The organism is Streptomyces olivaceoviridis, from assembly GCF_014650115.1.
Lineage (GTDB): Bacteria > Actinomycetota > Actinomycetes > Streptomycetales > Streptomycetaceae > Streptomyces > Streptomyces olivaceoviridis.
The window spans coordinates 216,553-233,386 of record NZ_BMUI01000001.1 but is presented as its reverse complement, the minus strand read 5'-3'; the positions used below and the strand labels follow the sequence as shown (position 1 = coordinate 233,386).

At 66.7% G+C, this 16,834-nt stretch carries 12 protein-coding genes and 3 tRNA genes; 8 read left to right on the top strand and 7 right to left on the bottom strand.

Annotated elements, in window-relative coordinates; genetic code table 11:
• Positions 1-4: 4 nt before the first annotated feature.
• On the bottom strand, positions 5-202 hold the full coding sequence (locus IE273_RS01095) for a hypothetical protein (protein ID WP_229887031.1): 198 nt from the start codon (positions 200-202) through the stop codon (positions 5-7).
• 179 nt (positions 203-381) lie between these two features.
• Here IE273_RS01095 and IE273_RS01090 point away from each other — a divergent pair, with 179 nt between their 5' ends.
• Positions 382-1,581, top strand: a complete 1,200-nt coding sequence (locus IE273_RS01090) for an RNA polymerase sigma factor (RefSeq protein ID WP_308437024.1) — start codon at positions 382-384, stop codon at positions 1,579-1,581.
• Positions 1,582-1,612: 31 nt separating this feature from the next.
• On the opposite strand, the gene IE273_RS01085 is transcribed toward IE273_RS01090, so the two are convergent.
• The 4 genes from IE273_RS01085 to IE273_RS01070 form a co-directional block, all read right to left on the bottom strand.
• Positions 1,613-3,541 (bottom strand): ABC transporter ATP-binding protein, encoded by a 1,929-nt coding sequence (locus IE273_RS01085; protein ID WP_189813217.1) that lies wholly within the window; start codon positions 3,539-3,541, stop codon positions 1,613-1,615.
• Positions 3,541-5,274, bottom strand: a complete 1,734-nt coding sequence (locus IE273_RS01080; protein WP_189813216.1) for an ABC transporter ATP-binding protein — start codon at positions 5,272-5,274, stop codon at positions 3,541-3,543. The genes IE273_RS01085 and IE273_RS01080 overlap by 1 nt, the downstream gene beginning before the upstream one ends.
• 105 nt (positions 5,275-5,379) lie before the next feature.
• Entirely contained in the window at positions 5,380-6,819 is a 1,440-nt protein-coding gene (locus IE273_RS01075; RefSeq protein WP_189813215.1) for a xylulokinase, read from the bottom strand.
• A gap of 34 nt (positions 6,820-6,853) precedes the next feature.
• Positions 6,854-7,159, bottom strand: a complete 306-nt coding sequence (locus IE273_RS01070) for a YtxH domain-containing protein (protein ID WP_189813214.1) — start codon at positions 7,157-7,159, stop codon at positions 6,854-6,856.
• A gap of 158 nt (positions 7,160-7,317) precedes the next feature.
• On the opposite strand from IE273_RS01070, the gene IE273_RS01065 reads away from it, so the two are divergent.
• The 7 genes from IE273_RS01065 (at position 7,318) to IE273_RS01035 (ending at position 14,406) form a co-directional block, all read left to right on the top strand.
• Positions 7,318-7,390 (top strand) — tRNA-Asn (locus IE273_RS01065).
• Positions 7,391-7,396: 6 nt separating this feature from the next.
• Positions 7,397-7,469 (top strand) — tRNA-Asn (locus IE273_RS01060).
• Between the two features lie 175 nt (positions 7,470-7,644).
• Positions 7,645-7,721, top strand: a tRNA-Ile gene (locus tag IE273_RS01055).
• Positions 7,722-8,281: 560 nt separating this feature from the next.
• Complete coding sequence (hsdR, locus tag IE273_RS01050) at positions 8,282-10,735, top strand: EcoAI/FtnUII family type I restriction enzme subunit R (RefSeq protein WP_229887030.1); 2,454 nt, start codon at positions 8,282-8,284, stop codon at positions 10,733-10,735.
• Positions 10,736-10,817: 82 nt separating this feature from the next.
• Positions 10,818-11,417 (top strand): type IV toxin-antitoxin system AbiEi family antitoxin domain-containing protein, encoded by a 600-nt coding sequence (locus tag IE273_RS01045; RefSeq protein WP_189813213.1) that lies wholly within the window; start codon positions 10,818-10,820, stop codon positions 11,415-11,417.
• Positions 11,414-12,295 (top strand): nucleotidyl transferase AbiEii/AbiGii toxin family protein, encoded by an 882-nt coding sequence (locus IE273_RS01040; RefSeq protein ID WP_229887029.1) that lies wholly within the window; start codon positions 11,414-11,416, stop codon positions 12,293-12,295. Before IE273_RS01045 ends, IE273_RS01040 begins: the two co-directional genes overlap by 4 nt.
• Complete coding sequence (locus tag IE273_RS01035; protein ID WP_189813212.1) at positions 12,295-14,406, top strand: N-6 DNA methylase; 2,112 nt, start codon at positions 12,295-12,297, stop codon at positions 14,404-14,406. The genes IE273_RS01040 and IE273_RS01035 overlap by 1 nt, the downstream gene beginning before the upstream one ends.
• Here IE273_RS01035 and radC read toward each other — a convergent pair.
• Both radC and IE273_RS01025 read right to left on the bottom strand, forming a co-directional pair.
• The gene (gene radC, locus IE273_RS01030; RefSeq protein ID WP_229887028.1) at positions 14,396-15,064 is read right to left on the bottom strand and encodes a RadC family protein; all 669 of its coding nucleotides are present in this window, start codon (positions 15,062-15,064) and stop codon (positions 14,396-14,398) included. The two genes, IE273_RS01035 and radC, sit on opposite strands and share 11 nt — an antisense overlap.
• A gap of 7 nt (positions 15,065-15,071) precedes the next feature.
• Positions 15,072-16,733: a DUF262 domain-containing protein gene (locus IE273_RS01025; protein ID WP_229887027.1), complete on the bottom strand. Its 1,662-nt coding sequence runs from the start codon at positions 16,731-16,733 to the stop codon at positions 15,072-15,074.
• Positions 16,734-16,834: the final 101 nt, after the last annotated feature.

The window sequence follows — 16,834 nt, the reverse complement described above, 5'->3', positions numbered from 1 at the left end:
GGGGCTAGCCCTGGTCGCGGGGCTGTCCGGGCGGGGTGACGCCGAGGTGGTCGGTGATGGCCTGGAGTTGCTCCATCATCGCCACCTGACCGGAGACCAGGGCGCCGAGCAGCTTGCCGTGCTCCTGGAGGGTCTTGGTGTGTGCTTCCAGCGCTTTGCCGTGCTCCAGCTGTGTATCCCGTAGGGCCCGGATCACCTGCATGTCCGCGCGCCGCTGTACCCGATCTCGCTCATGCCTTCCATCCTCCCCCAAGCCGGCCGGGCCCAAGGCCCCGCAGTTGCCAATCGCATAGTCCAACGAGACGAGTAACCGACCGGTGACGGACCGGACGCAAAAAGTCACGGCACGACCCTCGTGGCGGGGTTGTGTCGTACTCCACACTGGGGGCGGTGCCCGAGCCTCGGAGCGCACGCTGCCGCACACCTTCAGCAGCGATCATCCTGGAGGTCGCCCCCGTGCAGACCCAGACCCTCACCCAGACCGACAGCAGCACCAGCGCCACCGGCATCACCGCGGACGAGCCGGACGCGGAGGCGGACGTCCTCGCTGCCGTGCCCCCGCAGAGCCGTGCCGCCCTGCGTCCCGAGGCGGAACCGCCCGCCGACGCGCTCGCGGACGAACCCGAGGAACCCGTCGAGGTCCCGGCCGTCGCCCGGGTCGAATCCGGCGGTCCCTCCGCCGACCTGTTCCGCCAGTACCTGCGCGAGATCGGCCGCATCCCGCTGCTCACCGCCGCCGAGGAGGTCGAACTGGCCCGCCGGGTGGAGGCCGGCCTGTTCGCGGAGGAGAAGCTCGGCACCACCCCCGACCTGGACAGCGAACTCGCGCTGGACCTGGACCGGCTCGTCGTCATGGGCCGCATGGCCAAGCGCCGGCTCATCGAGGCGAACCTGCGGCTCGTCGTCTCCGTGGCCAAGAGGTACGTCGGCCGCGGCCTGACCATGCTCGACCTCGTCCAGGAGGGCAACCTCGGGCTCATCCGGGCCGTGGAGAAGTTCGACTACGCGCGCGGCTACAAGTTCTCCACCTACGCCACCTGGTGGATCCGGCAGGCCATGTCCCGGGCGCTGGCCGACCAGGCCCGCACCATCCGGGTCCCGGTCCATGTCGTGGAGCTGATCAACCGGGTCGTGCGGGTCCAGCGGCGGATGCTCCAGGAGTGCGGCTACGAGCCGACGGCGGAGGAGGTCGGCGCCCATCTGGACCTGCCGCCCGAGCGGGTCGGCGAGGTGCTGCGGCTCGCCCAGGAGCCGGTGTCGCTGCACGCCCCGGTCGGCGAGGAGGACGACGTCGCCCTCGGCGACCTCATCGAGGACGGCGACGCGACGAGCCCTGTCGAGTCCGCCGCCTTCCTGCTGCTGCGCGAGCACCTGGAAGCGGTGCTGTCCACGCTGGGGGAGCGCGAGCGGAAGGTCGTCCAGCTCCGGTACGGCCTGGTCGACGGCCGCCCGCGCACCCTGGAGGAGATAGGCCGCATCTTCGGCGTGACCCGCGAACGGATACGGCAGATCGAGTCCAAGACGCTGAACAAGCTCCGGGACCACGCGTTCGCGGACCAGCTGAGGGGCTACCTGGACTGAGGGGCCGCCGCCGCGCGACGGCCCCCCGTGCCTAGTCCACCTCGGCCACCGCCTGCGCGAACTGGGCCTTGTACAGCCGGGCGTAGGCCCCGTCCGCCGCCAACAGCTCCTCGTGCGCGCCCTGTTCGACGATGGACCCGTTCTCCATCACGAGGATCGTGTCCGCGTCCCGGATGGTCGACAGCCGGTGCGCGATCACGAACGACGTCCGTCCGGCCGCCAGCTTGGCCATCGCCTTCTGGATCAGCACCTCCGTGCGCGTGTCCACGGAACTCGTCGCCTCGTCCAGCACCAGGATCACCGGGTCGGACAGGAACGCCCGCGCGATGGTGATCAGCTGCTTCTCACCGGCGCTGACGCCCGTGCCCTCGTCGTCGATGACGGTGTCGTAGCCGTCGGGCAGGGTGCGGATGAAGCGGTCCGCGTGGGCCGCCCGGGCCGCCTCCTCGACCTCCCCGCGCGTGACCTCGCGCGAGGCGCCGTACGCGATGTTCTCCGCGATGGTGCCGCCGAACAGCCAGGTGTCCTGGAGCACCATGCCGATCCCGGACCGCAGTTCGTCCCGGGTCATCGTCCGGATGTCGACCCCGTCCAGGGTGATCCGGCCGCCGGAGACGTCGTAGAACCGCATCAGCAGGTTGACCAGCGTGGTCTTGCCCGCGCCGGTCGGGCCGACGATCGCCACCGTGTGCCCCGGCTCCACCGTGAGCGACAGGTCCTCGATCAGCGGCTTCTCGGGGTCGTACCGGAACGACACGTGCTCCAGGCGCACCCGCCCGCGCAGCTCCCCGGGCCGCTCGCCCGGCACCGGATCCGCCTCCTGCTCCTCCGCGTCCAGGAGTTCGAAGATCCGCTCGGCCGAGGCGACACCGGACTGCACCAGGTTCGCCATCGACGCGACCTGCGTCAGCGGCATCGAGAACTGCCGCGAGTACTGGATGAAGGCCTGCACGTCACCGATGGAGAGCGCGCCGGACGCGACCCGCAGACCGCCGACGACCGCCACCAGCACATAGTTCAGGTTCGACACGAACATCATCAGCGGCTGCATCACACCGCTGTGGAACTGCGCCTTGAACGCGGCCTGGTACAGCGCCTCGTTCTGCTCGGCGAACTGCCGGGCCGACTGCTCCTGCCGCCCGAACACCTTCACCAGGGTGTGCCCGGTGTACATCTCCTCGATGTGCGCGTTCAGTTGGCCGGTGGTGCGCCACTGCTGCACGAAGTGCGGCTGCGACCGCTTGCCGACCCGGGTGGCTACCACGAACGACAGCGGTACGGTGACCAGCGCCACCAGCGCCAGCAGCCAGGACACCCAGAACATCACCACGAGCACGCCGACGATGGTCAGCACCGAGTTGATCAGCTGCCCCATCGACTGCTGGAGCGTCTGCCCGACGTTGTCGATGTCGTTGGTCGCCCGGGACAGCACCTCACCGCGCTGGCGCTTGTCGAAGTACGACAGCGGCAGCCGCGACAGCTTGGCCTGCACGTCCTCCCGCAGCCGGTACATCGTGCGGTTCACGGCCCGGTTGACCAGCCGCGTCGCGACCGCCATCAGCAGGCCGGCGACCAGGAACACACCGAGCGCGAGCAGCAGGACGTGCCCGACGGCGTCGAAGTCGATGCCCTTGCCGGGCGTGAAGTCGGTGCCCCCCAGCACGTCCGCGATCCCGCCCCGGCCACGCTCGCGCAGGGAGTCGAGGACCTGCTCCTTGGTGGCGCCGGCCGGGAACTGCCGGCCGACGATGCCCGCGAACACCAGGTCGGTGGCCCGGCCGAGGATCTTCGGGCCGATGACGCTCAGGCTCACGCTGACGACCACGCACAGCAGCAGGCCGTAGATCGTGAGGCGTTCCGGTTTGAACTGGGCGACGAGCCGTTTGCCCGACCCCTTGAAGTCCATCGAGCGCTGGTCGGGGCCGCCCCCGGCCATCATGCGTCCCATGGGCCCGGCCATCAGGCGGCCTCCGCTTCCGTCAGCTGGGAGAGCACGATCTCCCGGTAGGTCTCGTTGGATGCCATCAGCTCGGCGTGCCGGCCGGAACCGACCACCCGGCCCTCGTCCAGCACGATGATCCGGTCCGCGTCCCGGATGGTCGCCACCCGCTGGGCGACGATCACGACGGTCGCCTCGGCGGTCTCCCGGCCGAGCGCGGCGCGCAGGGCCGCGTCCGTGGCGTAGTCGAGCGCGGAGAAGGAGTCGTCGAAGAGATAGATCTCGGGGCGCTGCACCAGCGTGCGGGCGATGGCGAGCCGCTGCCGCTGGCCACCGGAGACGTTGGTGCCGCCCTGCGCGATCGGCGCGTCCAGGCCGCCCTCCAGCTTCCGCACGAAGTCCTTGGCCTGCGCCACCTCCAGCGCGTGCCACAGCTCCTCGTCGGTGGCGTCCGGATTGCCGTACCGCAGGTTGGTCGCGACGGTGCCCGCGAACAGGTACGGCTTCTGCGGCACGAGTCCGACCGTCCGGGCGAGCAGGTGCGGCTCGACCTCGCGCACGTCCACGCCGTCCACCAGGACCGCGCCCTCGGTGGCGTCGAACAGCCGGGGGACGAGACCCAGCAGGGTCGACTTGCCGCTGCCGGTGGAGCCGATCACGGCGGTCGTCTGCCCCGGCCGGGCCACCAGGTCGATGGACCTCAGCACCGGCTCCTCGGCACCCGGGTAGCGGAAGCCCGCGCCCCGGATCTCCAGGTGCCCGTGCGCCCGCAGCTCGGTGACGGGGGCCGCCGGCGGTACGACGCTCGAATCGGTCCCCAGGACGTCCTGGATGCGCTCGGCGCACACCTCCGCGCGCGGCACCATCATGAACATGAAGGTGGCCATCATCACGGACATGACGATCTGCATCAGATAGGCGAGGAACGCGGTGAGGTCACCGATGGCCATCCCGCCGCTGTCGATCCGGTGGGCGCCGAACCAGACGACCGCGATGGACGACAGGTTCACCACCGTCATGACGATCGGGAACATCAGGGCCAGCAGCCGGCCGGTGGCCAGCTGCATGTCGGTCAGCTCGCCGTTGGCCGTCCCGAACCGGCCCTGCTCGTACTCGTCGCGGACGAAGGCGCGGATCACCCGGTTGCCGCTGATCTGCTCGCGCAGCACCCGGTTCACCGTGTCCAGCCGGACCTGCATCGAGCGGAACAGCGGGCGTAGCCGGCGCACGATGAGCGTCACCGAGATGCCGAGCACCGGTACCACCGCGACCAGTACCCCGGACAGCGGAACGTCCAGACCGAGGGCCAGCACGATGCCGCCCACGCACATGATGGGCGCCGACACCATCAGGGTGAACGTCAGCAGGGCCAGCATCTGGACCTGCTGCACGTCGTTCGTCGTACGGGTGATGAGCGAGGGCGCCCCGAAGTGACCCAGCTCACGCGCGGAGAAGGACTGGACCCGGTCGAAGACGGCGCCGCGCACATCCCTGCCGAGCGCGGAAGCGGTCCGGGCGCCGTAGTACACGGCACCGATGTTGCACACCACCTGCACCAGCGAGATGCCGATCATCAGGGCACCGAAGGACAGGATGTAACCGGTGTCACCCTTCACGACACCGTTGTCGATGATGTCCGCGTTCAGAGTGGGCAGGTAGAGGGTGGCGCAGGTCTGAAGGAACTGCAGCACCACCAGCAGGGCGATGGGTTTCTTGTAGGGCCTGAGATAGGTCCGCAGAAGTCGTATGAGCACGCTACGTCTCTCGGAGTCGGCGACAGGGGCTGGTCGGTTGCCCTTGGCCCCTATCGTCGGACACTCCACCGGCGTTACCTCAACTGGTTAATCCCCCGCCGGTCTTCAGGGACGGAACGCCCCAGGGTGGGTCTGCTCCCGCACCGCCGTGAACTGCTGCCGCACCGCCTGCCCCACGGCCAGCTCCTCGCCGGGCTCCAGCACCTGCGCCGCCGCGCCCTGCCAGGCCGGCGGGGTGCGCGGGTCGAGTGTGCCCTGCGACACACCGAGCGCCCAGGCCGCCTGCCGGGCCGCGCCGATCGCCGTGTAGTCCGCGGGCTGCGGTACGACGACCTGCACGCCGAACAGCGAGGGCGCCGCGGCCTGTACGGCGGGCAGCTCGGCGGCCGGGCCGAGCAGGAAGATCCGGCGCACGTCCACGCCGCGCCCGCGCAGCACGTCCAGCGCGTCGGCCAGGCCGCACAGCATGCCCTCGAACGCGGCCCGCGCCAGGTGCTCGGGCTTCATCGACTCGCGCCGCAGCCCCGCGAGGGTCCCCGCGGTGTGCGGCAGGTTCGGCGTCCGCTCGCCCTCCAGATACGGCAGCAGCACCAGCCCGTGCGAGCCCGGCGTGGACTTCATCGCCAGCTCGGACAGGCTCTCCAGGTCGGGCAGGCCGAGCAGCTCGGCGGCGCCGCGCAGGGCGCGCACGGCGTTCAGGGTGGTGACGACCGGCAGGTGCATGCCGGTGGCGTCGGCGAGGGAGGTGATCATCCCGGCCTGGTCGGTGAGCGCCTCCGGGTGCACGGCCATCACGGAGCCGGAGGCCCCGAGGGACACGACCGCGTCCCCCAGCCCGATCCCGAGCCCGAACGCGGCGGCCATGGTCTCCCCGGTGCCGGCGGAGATCAGCAGGCCCTCCGGGGTCGTACCGGCCGCGTCGGAGGGGCCGATCACCTCCGGCAGCACCGCCTGGTGACCGAGGGCCAGTTCGACCAGGTCGGGCCGGTAGGCGCCGGTGGCCGCCGACCAGTACCCGGTGCCGGAGGCCCCGCCGCGGTCGGTGGTCCGCCGCACGGGCCGCCCGAGGAGCTGCCACACCAGCCAGTCGTGGGCCTGGAGCAGGACGGCCGTGCGCAGCGCGTTCTCGGGTTCGTTCTTCGCGAGCCAGCGCAGCTTGGTCACCGGCTGGGCCGCCTGCGGGACGGCTCCGACCGCCTGCGCCCAGGCCTCCCGGCCGCCGAGCGCGTCCACGAGGTCGGCGGCCGCGACCTGGGCGCGCTTGTCGCCGCCGACCATCGCGGGGCGGACGGTGTTGCCCTGGGCGTCCAGCGGGATCACCGCGTTCTGCTGGGCCGACACGCCGATGGCCTGCACGCCTTCCAGCAGGCCGCCGCCGGCTGCCTCACCGAGCGAGAGCAGCCAGGCCTGCGGGTCGACGTCGCTGGGCCGGCCCTCGACCGGGTGCGGGGCATACCCCTGCCGTAGTACGGCACCGGTGTCGGTGTCGCAGACCACGATGCGTGTGAAGTCCGGTGAGCTGTCCAAGCCGGCGACTATCCCCATGCGGAGAATTTTGCCGCATTCCCGGGAGTGCCCCTTACGTGTTGCTCGTGCCCCAGTCGTCCTCGGTCCTGCCGTCGCCGTTGCGGTCGCGCAGGGAGCGCACCCGGTGGGCCACCGACTCCGGGACCCGGTCGCCGACCTTGTCGCTGACCGTGTGGAAGGCCTTGCCCGCGTAGACGCGGCCCTGCTGGGCGGCCGTCTCGGCGGTGTTGCGCACCGCGGGGTTCTGCGCGATCCGGCGGGCCGACTTCTTCAGCTGCTCGTAGCGCTCTCGACCGGCCCTCGTGCCGAGTACGTAACCGAGGGCCAGTCCGGCGAGGAACGTGAGCCGGTAGCGCATGGCTGCCACCCTTCCCGTGTGTAGGTTTCTGGTGTCGCGCTGGCGCCGGGGGATACCGATTGGCGGAGCACCCCCCTGCTTGCGCTAATGTATGTGTCGCAGCGAGCGCCCGCCCCCTGGCGAATACCCAGGTAGGTACGTTCGATGCAACGAGGCGATCCTCCGTAGCTCAATTGGCAGAGCAGCCGGCTGTTAACCGGCAGGTTACTGGTTCGAGTCCAGTCGGGGGAGCTTCGGTCCTCCGTAGCTCAATTGGCAGAGCAGCCGGCTGTTAACCGGCAGGTTACTGGTTCGAGTCCAGTCGGGGGAGCGCTGAACGAGGACCCCTCCGGGGTCCTTTTTCATGTCCCCGGGAACCGTCGCGGCCTGCGGCGCTGTCCTCAAGGCCATGAGCAGCGCAGAAGCCGACCATCCGAAGCAGGAGATCGTATGAGCGGCTATGCTGCGGCAGACGGCGCGCACACTTGTACGCGACACGCCGCTATGGGGCGGTAGCTCAGCCGGTTAGAGCAGCGGACTCATAATCCGTCGGCCGTGGGTTCGAGTCCCACCCGCCCCACCAGTCACGTGGTTTGACCTGCGGAAACGTATCTTCGATGACCCTGAGTAACGCCTCGGGTCCAACGGAGGAGAATCCGCTGCTCACGAGTACTGGTCGAGGTGTCGCGGCAGGTGCGGACACCCCTGCCAGGCTTCTGACCTGAAGTAATGCAGAACGAGCTCGTCTGCTGGAGGTTACCCAGCGGAGTCGAAAAGCAAGATCCAGTGGACGCGAGGAAACGGAGGCTGGGCGTCGGCCGCGCGCGGCCTGGCCGCTGTTCAGCTCCAACCCTGTCTGCCAGATGTCTTTCCAAACTGCTGCTCGACTCGCCCGCCGTGGGCGTTGGGGGCTTCGGCGCCCGCCCATCGGTGGACGCCGGTCCAAGGTGCTGCCTTGGTTGTGGGGCGCTCTCGGTTGCCGCTTGACGGAGGCGAGCCGCCACGTCAGTTGAGCAGGCCGCAGCGGTCGGCGAGCGGACACGAGGCGGGACGGTGGCGTTTCGGATCGCTGGAGCCCGGATTCCTTACTCGGGTGACGAGTTTTCACCCTTCTTACCTCTGTCCCTGATGTATGAATCTTGCATGACGAGCGCAGGGGGACTGACCGAGCAGGAGACGTGCCGGGCCTTCGTGCTGCCGGCGCTGTCCGCGGCAGGCTGGAGCAAAGATCAGATCCGCGAGCAGTATTCGATCAACGATGGCAAGCTCGTGGTGTCGCCGCGGCGGCATCGGCGTGAGCGGGCGCTGATAGCGGACTACGTTCTGGAGTACCGTGACGACGTGCCCCTCGCGGTGGTCGAGGCCAAGCGGACGAGTGTCGATGTCGCGGCCGGCATCGAGCAGGCCAAGCGGTATGCCCGCAGACTGGGTCTGCCCGTGGCTTACGCCACGAACGGCATCGAGATCTGGGAGATCGAGATCGGTGGCAACCGGCACCGGGTGTCGTCGTTCCCGCCTCCGGAGGAACTTTGGCAGCGGTACTGCGGCGAGAAGGAGATCGCAACCGATCTGGAGCGCGAGCTCATCCTCGCCCCGTTCGACCATCGCCTGCGCAACAACGATCTCACCCCCAAACGCCCCAGGTACTACCAGCGTCGAGCGGTCAACGAGGCCCTCTTGGCGATAGCCCGCGGGCAGAAGCGGATCCTGCTGACGCTGGCCACGGGCACCGGCAAGACCATGGTTGCGTTCCAGCTGGTCTCAAAGCTGCGCGAGAGCGGGTGGAACGGAGGCGAGAAGCCCCGTGTGCTCTACCTGGCTGATCGCAACATCCTGGTTGACCAGCCGAAAGACGACTACTTCGAGCCAGTCTTCGGAGACGTCGTCCACAAGATCAGCGGAGGGGTGCAGCGCGCGCGGCAGATATTCTTCGCGCTGTACCAGTCGCTGGACAGCAGCCGAGGGGACGAAGCTGCGCTCTTCAGCCAGTACCGTCCGGACTACTTTCACCTGATCATCGTGGACGAATGCCACCGCGGCAGCTCGGCCGAAGAAAGCAAATGGCGAGGCATCCTTGACCACTTCTCGGAGGCCGTACAACTCGGACTGACCGCGACGCCGATCGCGGACTCGGGGCGGCATACCTACGGGTACTTCGGTGAGCCGGTCTACGAGTACTCCCTGAAGGACGGAATCGAGGACGGCTTCCTGGCCCCGTACCGTCTGCGGCGAGTCCACCTGAATGTCGACATGACGGGCTTCAAGCCCGAACCTGGGCAGCTCGATACTTCCGGCAACCCTATCCCGGACCGGGTCTATACCCAGCGCCACTACGAGAAGGCCTTGGCCATTGAGGAACGCACCGAGGAAGTAGCCCGGTACCTCACGAACTACCTGGCCGATACGGACCGGATGGCGAAGACGATCGTCTTCTGTGAGAACAACGATCACGCACACCGCATGGTCACCGCACTCAACCAGGCGAACCTCGACCTCGTCGCGCGCTACCCGGACTATGTCTGCCGGATCACCGATGATGACGGCAAGCCGGGAAGGGAGCTCCTGGACCGGTTCCGGCGGGATGACACCGACGAGCCCGTGATCGCCGTGACCAGCCAGATGCTGACGACCGGCGTCGACATCCCCTCGGCCCGCAACATCGTGATCGTGCGCCGGATCAACTCCATGCCGCAGTTCAAGCAGATCATCGGGCGAGGCACCCGGCTGTGCCTGGACATCGACAAGGGGTCCTTCGACATCATCGACTTCGTTGATGCGACTCTTCTGTTCAACGATCCCGAGTTCGACGGCCCGCCGCTGAGAGTCATCAATGACCGGACAGACCAGCAGGGAGTGCTGATCGAGCGCGAAGAGCTGGAGAGCCCGGACGGCCCCTCCGAAGAGGTCGCAGAACCCGAAGCGGACTTCCAGTCGGGGGAGGGAGGCACACTCCCCGCAGATGACGACGGGACGGTGATCACGGACGAGGATCGCGTCGATGAGATCCAGAGTCGCGGCACCCGGCGCATCTACGTCAACGGCGTGGAGGTCTTCGTCTGGAATGACATGCACTACCAGCTGCACCCTGACGGCCAGTCCATGCGCATGGTCCACTACCGGGAATACGTGCATGACCGAGTGCTGGAGCTGAAGCTGTCGCCGACGGATCTGAGGACGCAGTGGGCCACCGCCAAGAGTCGCAACATCCTGCGCGAGCGCCTGAACAGCGAAGAGATCGGCATCACGGAGGAGGACCTGCTGCGCAAGCTCGACCACCCCGAGGCCGACCCCATTGATCTGCTGATCAACGCGGCCTGGGAGCTGCCCCTGATCAGCCGGTCCGAGCGGGCCCACCGGGTACGCCGTGAGCACGATCAGTTCCTCAAGAGCTTCGCACCTGAGGCGCGTGAGGTGCTGGACGTGCTGTTGGACCGCTTCACCGAGAAGGGTGCCACCGAGCTGGAGGCCAGCGCGCTGCGCGTACCACCCTTCCGGCAGCTGGGTACGGTCCGGCAGCTGGCCGCGCGGTTCGGCGGGGCGCCGCAGATGCACGAGGCGATCGACGACCTGGCTAAGCGGATCTTCGACGTTGCGTAACTACATCCTGCTTTTAGTTTCGCGTATCGAGCTGCGTGAAGCTAAAGGAAACTAGGAAGAGTATTTCTGCTACGCTCTCACGGTGCTCGGTGATGACACGACTCGCGACCGTCTATGGCGCACCGCCGCCAGCCAACGCGGCTACTTCACGGCTGCCCAGGCGCTCAAGGCCGGCTACTCCTACCAGGCCCAGCACTTCCACGTCGGTCGGCGCAACTGGATCCGCATCGACCGCGGCATCTACCGCTTCCGCGAGTATCTCGACCTGCCGAGCACCGACACTGACCACCTGGTCCGCTGGTCCCTCTGGAGCCGGGACCAGGCCGTGGTGTCACACACGACGGCCCTTGCTGTACACGACCTGGGCATCGCCAACCCGGCGGAGATCCACCTGACCGTACCTCCGAGCTTTCGTGCTAAGGACTCGGCTGTCGTCCTCCACCGCGCCACTCTCGGCGCTGCGGACATCGAACAGCACGAGGGTTTCAAGGTCACCACACCCCTGCGGGCCATCACGGAGAGCGCGGCTGACGCGGTCGATCAAGACGTAGTCGACTCCGCAGTGAACGACGCCCTCTCGCGGGGCCTGACCACCCGACGCCGTCTCTTGTACGCCGCCCAGGAACTCGGAGCGCGAGCCGAACTCGGTGTAGAGCGCGCGCTGAGGGAAGTGACGGGGTGAAGGAGAAGCGGTACCAGGACGCTGTCGCACTCCGTAGGGCACTGGAAGCCAGGCTGAAGCGCCAGTCGGAGACTGAAGCAACAGATCTGGGACGTCTGCGCCGCCGAGTGGTCTTCGACCGTATCGCTGCACGGCTCTCGGCAGACTCGGAGGCCGAGTGGATCCTCAAGGGCGGGGCCGCGCTTGAGTTCCGGCTCCGGAATCGGGCCCGAGCGACCAAGGACATGGACCTCGCCATCCGGGAAACGGGACTGACTGGCGGCCCGCTTCGCGAGGCACTGCTCGATGCGCTCGCAGAAGACCCAGACGGGGACTGGTTCACCTTCCGGGTTCCCGCGCCGGTGGAGCTGGCCGCTGATACCGGGGGGCGCCCGGCGTGGAGGTTCTCCATCGAAGCCGGCCTTGGCGGTAAGTCCTTCGCCGGTGTCCGGATCGACGTCGCCGCCCGCGGCGAGGAGGTGGCGGCCACGGAGCCCCTGCCGCTCCTCGGTGCACTGGACTTCGCCGGAATCCCCGCCCGGACGATCGAGGCGGTGGACCGGCGGCAGCACTTCGCTGAAAAGCTCCATGCCCTCACACGTGAATACGGTGACCGTCCCAATACGAGGGTCAAGGACCTGGCTGACCTCGTGCTGCTGATCGAGACGGGCATGGCCGCCGACGTGGAGCTGTACGGCGTGGTGCGGCATGTTTTCACGATCCGGGACACGCATGCCGTCCCACATTTGATTCCCGACCCACCACCGCTGTGGCGGGACACGTACCCACCCCTCGCCTACGGACTGACTGAGACCACAGCGACCTTGGACGGCGCGCTGACCGCAGTGCGCGAATTCTGGGCGCGAGTTGTGAACGCCTCCACCGGAACGGAAGACTGATGCCGCCGCAGGACACCACCAACCAATTGGCCATTGACGTACCCGCCCAGCCCAAGAAGCGAACCCGCGCGGAACTTCAGTCGGCCATCAAGTCGGCGCGCGACATCATGCGCAAGGACGCCGGCCTCAACGGTGACCTGGACCGCCTGCCTCAGCTGACGTGGATTCTGTTCCTCCGAGCCTTTGATGTGTGCGTGGAGGAGGAGCGGGAGGCGGAGATCCTTGGCTACGAGCGCGTGATCCAGCCGCCATACGACTGGAAGAGCTGGGGAGCAAGAACCGAATTTACGGGGAAGGAGTTCCTCGACTTCGTCAACATGAAACTTCTCCCGTATCTGCGTGACCTAAAAAGCGATGAGGAGGGAGATCCCAGGAATGTGATCTCCACCATCTTCCAGGACGTCAACAACCGGATGCTCTCGGGCACCTTGCTGCGCGACCTCGTCAACGTAGTCAACGACATCAACTTTGACTCCGCTGATGACATCCACACGATGGCCTTCGTCTACGAATCAATCCTGAAGGAGATGCGGGACGCCGCAGGTGACTCGGGCGAGTTCTACACCCCGCGACCGGTGATCCGGTTCATGGTGGAACAGAGCTTCCTCAAGCTGGGCGAGTCCATCCTCGACCCGGCCTGCGGTACGGGCGGTTTCCTCGTGGAGGCTTACGAGGAGCTGAAGGAGCTCCCGCGCTCCCAGGCGGAACTGGCCGAACTACACCACAATATCCGCGGCATGGAGAAGAAACCGCTCCCGTATCTGCTCGGCATGATGAACCTTCTCCTCCACGGGATCGACGCGCCGAACGTGATCCGCACGAACGCGCTGCGCAAGATGCGGGAGGAGAGCAGCCCAAGGCACCGCGTGAACATGGTGCTCACCAACCCTCCGTTCGGCGGTGAGGAGGAGAAGTCGGTAGCGGCTGCCTTCGACTCGGCTGGTGTCGGAACGCACGAGACAGCCTGGCTCTTCCTCTACTCCGTCATCGAGCGACTCAAGCCCGGCGGCCGCTGCGCGATTGTCCTGCCGAACGGCGTGCTCTTCGGCGGCGGCGTGGGCGCAAAGATCAAGCAGAAGCTGATGCGGGAGTGCAACCTGCATACGATTGTGCGCCTCCCTCAGGGCGTCTTCGCCCCATACACGCAGATCCCCGCGAATTTGCTCTTCTTCGAGAAGGGTGGCTCGACGAAGGAGACTTGGTTCTACGAGATCCCCCTGCCGGTGGGGCGACGCGGCTACTCGAAGACTAAGCCGATGGAATATGAAGAATTTGCTGATTGCGTAAGATGGTGGGGAGGAGAAACCCGGGTAGGGCGTACCTCAAATGAGTACGCTTGGAAGGTCGATGCAAACGAAATCGAGGCGTCGGGGTTCAATCTCGACCTAATCAATCCACACGCTGACGAAGAGCTAGAGCACCGCTCGCCCGTGGCTCTTGTGGATGACCTCATCAAAGGTGAGGAAGAGGTCTTGAGATTCTTGAAGGCCCTTCGTGAAAAGTTGGCTTTCCCGCCATCTGAGCCAACCGCTAGACGCCAGGTCGAAAATGTTCGCATCGGAGATGTCCTGCGACTCAAGCGTACGCCGATTGATATCGAGGAGGATGGATCGTATCGCGTTATCGGCATGCGTTCGTTCGGGAAGGGGATCATCCGTTACCCGAGCGCGCTAGGTTCGAAAGTTAGTAAACTAAATTACTTCAACTTCCCGGCGAATGCGCTCATTTTGAGTAACATCAAGGCGTGGGAAGGGGCCATCGGTGTGACTTCGGCGACCGATTCTGAAAATTACATCGCATCCAATAGATTCCTGACATACCTCCCAGTGGATGGTCGGGTCAACATTAGCTATCTGCGCCACTACTTGCTGTCTCGTGAAGGGCTAGCGAAAGTTGCAGCTGCTTCGCCCGGAGGTGCGGATCGAAATCGCACGCTAGGACGCAAGCGTTTCGAAGAAATTGAGATCCCGCTACCCTCCCGTGCTGCGCAGGATCGAGCGGCGGAAGTGCTCGATTCCATTGCCAGTGGATTGAGCGGCGAATATGCGCAGCGTGCGCTCGACCTGCTGCGGCCGTCGGTCCTCAATGCCGCTCTTGTCTCTAGCCTGTGACCCGGCGCCAGGCGCTGTGCGTCACGACCACGTGATCAAGGAACCGTAGTCCGACCGTCTGCGCCGCATCCCGCAGGCGGTCGGTCACCTGTCGGTCGGCCATGCTCGGTTCGGGGTTGCCCGAGGGGTGGTTGTGGGCCACGCCGAAGGACGAAGCGCCAGCCGACAGGACCAGGGCGAGAGTGTCGCGCACCGGGATCAGGCTGCGGTCCGTGGCGCCGTCTGTCAGGCGGGCGATCCGGAGGACCTTGCCGGACGTGTCGCAGGCCACGACGATTACGCGTTCGTGGCGCAGTCCGCGTAGCAGTGGTGCGGTGATCGCGGCGAGGTCGGCAGTGGTCGTGACACGGTCAGGGCTGTGCAGGTCCGAGTTCTGCAGGCGGCGGGCCAGTTGAAAGGCCGCCGCGACCCGTACCGCTTTCGCTTGGCCCATCCCGGGGAGCTGCACGAGGGCTTGAGGGTCTGCCTGAGCCAGGCCGCGGAGCCCGCCGTGCGCCGCGAGGAGCTCGCCGGCCAGCTGGACCGCGTCCTGCCCCGGAATGCCTGAGCCCAGAAGAAGAGCGAGTAGTTCTCGGTCAGCGAGCGCCTCCGCGCCGTGGAGCCACAGCCGTTCCCGCGGGCGGTCGGCCGCCGGCATGTCTTTGACCCGCATGCGCATGCCTCGCTCAGTCTGCGGAATCCCGGTCGATCGGCTCGTCCGTATCGCTGACCCCAATTCCGCCGTCGTCGGGGACGGCCACATGCTCCTGCGCTCCGGCAGCGGACGAGCCGATGAGTTCCATCAGGCGCTTGTGGAGGGTTTCGGAGCGCGCACGGAGGAAGCCCTCGTAGTCATCCCGCAGGGCGGCTTCGAAGGCATCCTTCTCGATGAGGCAGGTCGCCAGGCGCTTACGAATCGTGTCCTTGCCCTGGGTCTCGCACAGATCCTTCAAGTAGACCGATGGCGGCTGGTCGCTGATGGCGATGTTCGATACAGAGCTCAGCATGATCAAGTTGGCACAGACATTGGCCTGGCTCACGTTGAGTCCCTGCTTCTTCAGGAACGACTTCGGGAAGAAGTGGTGGAACTCCTTGTCGTTTTGCCAGGACAGCGCCTTGTCCGTGTCGATCCGGCGGCCGTTGCGGAGGTCCAGCGGGTGGGCCTCGGCGAGCAACAGGCCCAGCAGCTTCGACGGGGCGTTCGTGGACCTAAACTGATTGCGGCGCCACAGGACGCTGCGCGGCACGCCCGCACTGACCTCGATCTCAGCGGTCCGACCCGAGGCGAAGCTGTGGACCGCTTCGCGGTCGTCCGCCATCTGCCGCGCGTTCCAACCCTTGAAGTACTCGCCGCTGGCGGTGAGCCAGAACCATCGTTCGATGGCGTCGTACTGGGCTGCCGTGGCCTTTGGCACCTGGCGGAAGATCTCGACCAGGACCGCGAACTGGTTGTAGTAGGGCAGGGCAGTAGCACGGGGCGTACGGACATGCGTGGTCAGGAAGTCGACCGCGAGCTTGGATGCTTCGACGGCGGCCTTGACCGCCTCCTCCAGCTCATCCTTGCTCAGATGCCGCAGCTGGTTCATGTCCTCACGAGAAAACCCGAACCCGGCAGCGGCGGAGATTGTGCGCAGCATGGTCTTCGTGTCGACTTTGCCGTACTGCTTCCGGCTCAGGACTTCGAGCAGCTCGTCGATCTCGTCCTTGAGATCGAACTCCGGGCTCCAGGTCGCCGCCCGCATCAGGTCGACGACGGTGAGCGGGGTCGCGGTGCTGTTGATCCGCTCGAAGACCTTCGCAACCTCGGTCGACGGCATGCCCCGGAGGGTGACTACGGCGATCTGATAGTTCGAGAACCGGTTGTACAGCTCCGCGGCCCGCTCCTGCAGGTCCGCGGAGCCGAGCTTTGAAGCGCGGTTGGCGAAGAGGAAGCCGTTGGAGAGCAGCCGGACCGGGATGATGTGCGCGGGTGGGTCCTCCAGGGTGTCCGTATGTCTGAACGCCTGCTCTTCGAGGTCGTAGACGATGTTCCAGTTACTCTCGGCGTCACCATCCGGGGCCCAGTGCAGCGCCCCGCAGATCGTCGCCAGTCGCTGCTGTCCATCGAGGATGTAGTTCACCGGATAGCCGTGACGGTGTTCGCCGACGGCCAGCCCGGCGACCGTGCGCTCACTCGCAAGCTGCTCGGTGCTCTGCCACAGCAGGATGCTACCGATGGGGTAGTTACGCGCTACGGAGTCGAGCAGATCGAGGATCTGCTGCCGAGTCCAAACGAAGTTCCGCTGGAACTTGGGCAGTACTACATCGCCCTCCAGCACCCGGTCGACCACGGTTACCAGTCGTGGCACGCTCGAGTCCGGATCCTGTGTCTGGCGCTTCTGAATAGGAATCGTCGCCAACGCATTCCCCCATCTGAGCAGTTGACGACAGTCTATGAGGCGCCACTGAC